General features: G+C 69.6%; 5 protein-coding genes and 1 pseudogene. 3 read left to right on the forward strand and 3 right to left on the reverse strand.

All coding sequences use genetic code 11. The features are described 5' to 3' along the window. Positions 1-143: 143 nt before the first annotated feature. From JWP28_RS11695 to JWP28_RS11705, 3 genes are all read right to left on the reverse strand, one after another. Entirely contained in the window at positions 144-1364 is a 1221-nt protein-coding gene (locus tag JWP28_RS11695; protein ID WP_299543054.1) for a glycosyltransferase family 87 protein, read from the reverse strand. A gap of 72 nt (positions 1365-1436) precedes the next feature. Beyond that, positions 1437-2438, reverse strand: coding sequence for an NADPH:quinone oxidoreductase family protein (locus JWP28_RS11700; protein WP_299543055.1), 1002 nt, complete (start codon positions 2436-2438; stop codon positions 1437-1439). Positions 2439-2538: 100 nt separating this feature from the next. After that, positions 2539-3318 carry a transporter gene (locus JWP28_RS11705; protein ID WP_299543057.1) on the reverse strand — a complete coding sequence of 260 codons (780 nt, stop codon included), beginning with the start codon at positions 3316-3318 and terminating at the stop codon, positions 2539-2541. A gap of 108 nt (positions 3319-3426) precedes the next feature. Between JWP28_RS11705 and rlmN the strand changes: the two genes are divergently transcribed. The 3 genes and pseudogenes from rlmN to JWP28_RS11720 all read left to right on the forward strand — a co-directional run. Further along, positions 3427-4587, forward strand: coding sequence for a 23S rRNA (adenine(2503)-C(2))-methyltransferase RlmN (gene rlmN / locus JWP28_RS11710; protein ID WP_299543058.1), 1161 nt, complete (start codon positions 3427-3429; stop codon positions 4585-4587). Positions 4588-4759: 172 nt separating this feature from the next. Next, entirely contained in the window at positions 4760-5188 is a 429-nt protein-coding gene (locus JWP28_RS11715) for a DUF350 domain-containing protein (protein ID WP_299543060.1), read from the forward strand. Between the two features lie 16 nt (positions 5189-5204). Next, positions 5205-5324 (forward strand): annotated as a pseudogene (locus JWP28_RS11720) (serine protease); the annotation flags it as partial.

Raw genomic sequence — 5324 nt, forward strand, 5'->3', positions numbered from 1 at the left:
GGCTTTGGCGAACTTCGGAATCGATAAGGACACTAGCAAGTGTATGTTTCTAGTGTGCTTTCTTGGATTTGAAGTTCGCTCGGCGCGTGGCCCGTGAAGACGGCGAACTTCAAATCCAGCACACTAGCCCGCTGCCGCCGCGATCAGAGCGCCCGCGGCTCCGCGTCGAGCCCGCGCCAGCTGCGGTAGAGCACGATGCCGATGAAGCCGGCGAGCAGCAGTGGCGTGAAGCGGCCAGGAACCGAGAGCGCCGGTGGGCTGAACATGGCGCTGAGCCAGAAGGCCAGCGCCACGATCCAGCGCAGCAGGCTTGGCGGCCCGGGGCCTGCAGCCAGCCACAGCCCCGCGGCCACCACCAGCAGCACCACGTCATAGGATGCCGAATGGGGCGCCCCGAGGATGGTGGCCACCAGCAGCAGCGCAAGTTTGAGGTCGGCCGCCATGCGCGACCGGAAGGCCGCGAAGACCGCTGCCGCCGCCGCCAGGATGGCCGCGGTTTGAAGCAGGGAGGCGGCTTTCGCCGGAACCCCCAGGAGGACGGCGCAGGCATAGACGCTGTTGCCCCAGATCCGGCCGAACTCCACCCATTTGGGATCGGCGCTGGCGTAGCTCTCGACGGTCTGGCGGATCCACCACGCCCAGGACTCCGGTCCGAACACCGCGGCGCTGACCGCCGCAAGGACGGCCGCCGAGGCGATGGCCGCGGCCAGGGTGCGCCAACGGCCCGCGGCCGCCAGAGCCACGGGCACGAGCAGCCAGAACTGCGGCTTGAAGGTCAGGATTCCGAGCACCAGTCCGGCCAGCAACGGCCGCGGCCCGAGCAGCCGAAAGCCGGCTACCAGGATTGCAGCCACCAGGAAGCTGCATTGCCCGTCCACCGCATTGACCGCTGCGGCGGGGCACAGCAGGGCGGCGGCGGCCAGCCAGGGCGCGGCCGCCGGCCGGTCGGCCCGGTAGAGCAGGGCCGCGGCCAGAAGTCCGGCGCTGACCAGCTGGAAGGCGACGTAGGATCCGACAAAACCCAGGGGTTCGAAGGGCGCCAGCATCACCAGGAAGCTCGGCGGATAGACCCACGGCCGGAACTCCAACGGCGAGGTCAGCCATCCGGCGAAGGCGGTGTTGAGGTAAGCGGTGAACCGGTCGCCATCGAAGATCAGCGGCAGGTTGCCGGACAGCGCCTGGTGCGCCGCGCCATAGAGCACCATCCAGTCGCTGCCCGGCGCGTTGTAGTTCAGTCCGATGACGCCGGGATGGCTGAACGTCGAGACGAAGACCGCCCAGGCGTAGAGCGCGGCGAGCAGGGCCGGTATCCCGACGACCAGCGGCGGCGCATAGGGCCCGAAGCGGCCGGTCACGTTGGGCATGCTCTCTCCGGGCCGCGACGTTACGGCGTCCAGCCTAGCCGCTCGCGTCTGGACAGAGGCTTAAGGCGCGCCTCAGTCGACCGTCACCACCACCTTGCCCATGGCCTGGCGGCTGCCCAGGTGGGCGATGGCGTCGGCGCCCTTGGCCAGCGGGAAGCGCTCGGAGACGTAGGGCTTGATCTTGCCGGCCGCGTAGAGCTGCAGGAGCTCCTCGATGCTCTGGGCGAAGAGGCCCGGGTTCTTCTGCGTCCAGGTCCCCCAGAACACGCCGACAATGTCGCAGCCCTTGAGCAGCGCGAGGTTGAGCGGGATGCGCGGGATCTCGCCGGCCGCAAAGCCGATCACCAGGTAGCGGCCCTCCCAGGCGATGGAGCGCAGCGCAGGCTCGGCGTAGGGGCCACCCACTGCGTCGTAGATCACGTCCGCGCCGTTGGGGCCGGTGGCGTCCTTGAACAGTTGCCCTAGCGCCTTCTGGCCGTCCTTGTCGAAGGGGCCGCGGCCGTAGACCACGCCAGAATCGGCGCCGTGCTTGATGGCCAGGTCGACCTTCTCCTGGGTGGAGCAAGCGGCGATCACCCGGGCGCCCAGGGCCTTGCCAAGCTCTACGGCAGACAGCCCGACGCCGCCGGCGGCGCCCAGCACCAGCAGGGTCTCGCCCGCCTTCAGGTGACCCCGGTCCTTCAGCGCGTGATAGGAGGTGCCGTAGGTCAGGATGAAGGCCGCGGCTACGTCGTGCGGCATGGCGTCGGGAATCTTCCACAGCCGCGCGGCCGGCAGCAGCACCTCCTCGGCCATGCCGCCCCAGCCGGTGTTGGCCAGCACCCGGTCGCCGGGCTTCACATTGGTCACGCCTTCGCCCACCGCCTTGACGACGCCGGAAAGCTCGCCGCCCGGCGCGAACGGCCGTTCCGGCTTGAACTGGTACTTGTCCTCGATCATCAGCACGTCGGGGAAGTTGACCCCGATCGCCTTCACCGAGATCACCGCGTGGCCCGGCTTGGCCTCGGGGCTCGGCACGTCTTCCAGCACCAGGGTGTCCGGCCCGCCAACGGCCTTGCTCAACAGCGCCTTCATGCCCGCTCTCCCTGGTCGCCTTCGAAGTTGGCCGGACGCTAGCCCAGCGGCTGCGGAGGCGGAAGGCCGAAACCGAACGAACGTTTGAAGCCGGCGCGGGTCAGAAGCGGTGAGCGATACCGACGTACATCTCGAGGTCGGGCGTGTCGCGGGTCAGTCCGATGTTCACCCCGGCGTCGAGTTGGCCGTTGTCGCCGACGGCGACCGCGGCCGTGAGGTCCGCGCTGGCCTGATGGCTCACGTGCGACGGGTCGTCGTCGACGGCGCCCCAGGCCTCGGCGCCGACCGTAAGCTTGCCAAAGCCGTGGCTGAAGGCGGCGACGCCGACCCAGGCGGCGTGCGTGCCGTGACCCGAGGCGTTGCGGACCACATCCACCTCCGGCGTCAGGCCCAGAGCGAGGGGCCCCAGCGGAAGCTGCGCCGGGAGCCGGACGCCGCCCGTCCACCCGCCGGCGCCCAGGCCGTGGGTGGCGGTGGGCGCGGTCACGAAGCCCTGGAGCGAGACTGCGGGACCGTCGCCGTCGGGCGCGATCAGGGCGCCTCGCAGGCCCAGCGTCAGGTCGCCGACTCCGGTGCGGTGACCGGAGTCGCGGTCTCGGTCGACGATCAGCGGCGCCCAGGCCGCCTCGGCCTCCAGCCACCGCGTCAACCCGAAGCGGAACTCGCTGGCGCCGATCGTGTAGGTGGTGGCGTGCACGTCCGGGCTGCGCTGAAACACCACGTCCGCCAGGCCGGTCTCGATCTGCACGTGGCCGACATCGAGGATGCAGGGCGGCGTCGCCTTGCCGGGCCGATCCGCGCAGAAGTCGCGAAGCCCCTGCGCCTTGGCCGAGGGGATGGCCAGGAGCATCAAGGCGATGGCCGGAAGCAGGCTGCGCATCAGGCGACCTTAGCGCGCGCCGGCCGACCGCGGGACTAACGCCGCGCGATTTGGCCGAACGCGCCCGCTCGCCTATATTCCGGGACCTCCAGACAGGAAGCCTCCCCCTTGGGCGTGACCCTCGACATTTCTCGTGCGCCAAGCGCGCCGCGCGCGGCCGGGAAGCCGAACCTTTCCGGGCTGACGCGGGCCGAGCTCGCCCAGGCGCTGATCGCCGCCGAGGTCGTGCGGCCGGAGAAGGCCCGCATGCGCGCGACCCAGCTCTGGCGCTGGATCCACCACTACGGCGTCACCGACTTCTCCCTGATGAGCGACGTGGCCAAGGAGATGCGCGCGAGCCTCGCCGAGGCCTTCACGATCGAGCGGCCGGAGATCGTCGAGCGGCAGGTCTCCAGGGACGGCACGCGCAAATGGCTGATCCGCACCGCGCCGGGCATCGAGATCGAGACCGTCTACATCCCCGACGTCGGCCGGGCCGGCGCGCTCTGCGTTTCCAGCCAGGTGGGCTGCACGCTGAACTGCACCTTCTGCCACACCGGCACCCAGGCGCTGGTCCGCAACCTGACCGCCGCCGAGATCGTCGCCCAGGTGCAGGTGGCGCGCGACGACCTCGGCGAATGGCCCTCGCCCAAGGAGGACCGCCGGCTCTCCAACATCGTGTTCATGGGCATGGGCGAGCCGCTGTACAATCTGGACAGCGTGGCCGGGGCCATCGACATCATCGCCGACAACGAGGGCATCGCCATCTCGCGCCGGCGGATCACCGTCTCGACCTCCGGCGTGGTCCCGGAGCTGCAGGCGCTGGGCGAGCGCACCCAGGCGATGCTTGCGATCTCCCTGCACGCCACCAACGACCAGTTGCGCGAGCAGCTGGTGCCGCTGAACAAGAAGTATCCGCTGGCCGAGCTGATGGCCGCGATCCGCGCCTTCCCGGGCCTGTCCAACGCCAAGCGGGTGACCTTCGAGTACGTCATGCTGAAGGGGGTCAATGACAGTCCGGCCGAGGCAAATGCCCTGGTCCAGCTGCTGAAGGGCATCCCGGCGAAGATCAACCTGATCCCGTTCAACCCCTGGCCGGGCAGCCCCTACGAATGCTCCGACTGGGGGACCATCGAGGCCTTCGCCGCGATCCTCAACCGCGGCGGCTACGCCTCGCCGATCCGCACGCCCCGCGGCCGCGACATCCTCGCCGCCTGCGGCCAGCTGAAGAGCGAGAGCGAGAAGGTCCGCGCCAGCGTCCGGCGCAAGGCTGCGGCTATCTCCGAATAGTTTCCCGATCGTCATCCCCGGCTTGTCCCGGGGATCCATACACGCCGATCTCGCCAAGCAATCTCTGACGTCTGCGCCTATGGATGGCTGGTGCAAGACCGGCCATGACGAGCGGTTGTTGGGGTCTCGCGGCGTGGTATCGAGAGCTGCGCTCGTCGGAGTATCGCCACCCATGACCACGCCCTTCCAGTCGCCGGAGATCCAGGCCTTCGCCACCGGCTTTCCGGTCACCCTGCTGCACGCCGGGATCACGGTGGTCATCCTGTTCGCGGCCGCCGCGCTCTACGTCATGTTGACACCCCATAAGGAAATCACACTGATCCGCGACGGCAACACCGCCGCGGCGGTGTCGCTGAGCGGGGTGCTGGTGGGGCTGGCCATTCCGCTCGCCGTGTCGCTGAAGGCCTCGACCAGCCTGATCGAGCTGGCGCTGTGGGGCGTCGCCGTCATGCTGGTGCAGCTCCTGATCTTCCGCCTGGTCGACCTCGTCCTGCATGGATTGCCGAGGCGGATCCAGGACGGCGAGATGGCGGCGGCCGCCATGCTGGTGGGGGCCAAGCTCGCCACGGCCCTCATCCTCGCGGCCGCGGTCTCGGCCTAGGTTCGAGGTCCCGAGTATGCATTTCCCGAGGCTGCCCGATTGGCTGATCTACGCGGCCGTGGTGGCGGCCCTGCTGATCGCCGCGGTCGGCCGCCAGGCGCACGTCGACGCGCCGGCCGCCCCACCGCCCGCGCCG

Origin of the sequence: Phenylobacterium sp., from assembly GCF_028290885.1 — a bacterium.
Taxonomy (GTDB): Bacteria; Pseudomonadota; Alphaproteobacteria; order Caulobacterales; family Caulobacteraceae; genus Phenylobacterium.

What these genes read in the sequence shown, in the direction of transcription:
- JWP28_RS11715 (WP_299543060.1), top strand. Translation starts at nt 4,760, where the DNA reads ATGACCACGCCCTTCCAGTCGCCGGAGATCCAGGCCTTCGCCACCGGC.
- JWP28_RS11695 (WP_299543054.1), bottom strand. Translation starts at nt 1,364, where the DNA reads ATGCCCAACGTGACCGGCCGCTTCGGGCCCTATGCGCCGCCGCTGGTC.
- JWP28_RS11705 (WP_299543057.1), bottom strand. Translation starts at nt 3,318, where the DNA reads ATGCGCAGCCTGCTTCCGGCCATCGCCTTGATGCTCCTGGCCATCCCC.
- JWP28_RS11700 (WP_299543055.1), bottom strand. Translation starts at nt 2,438, where the DNA reads ATGAAGGCGCTGTTGAGCAAGGCCGTTGGCGGGCCGGACACCCTGGTG.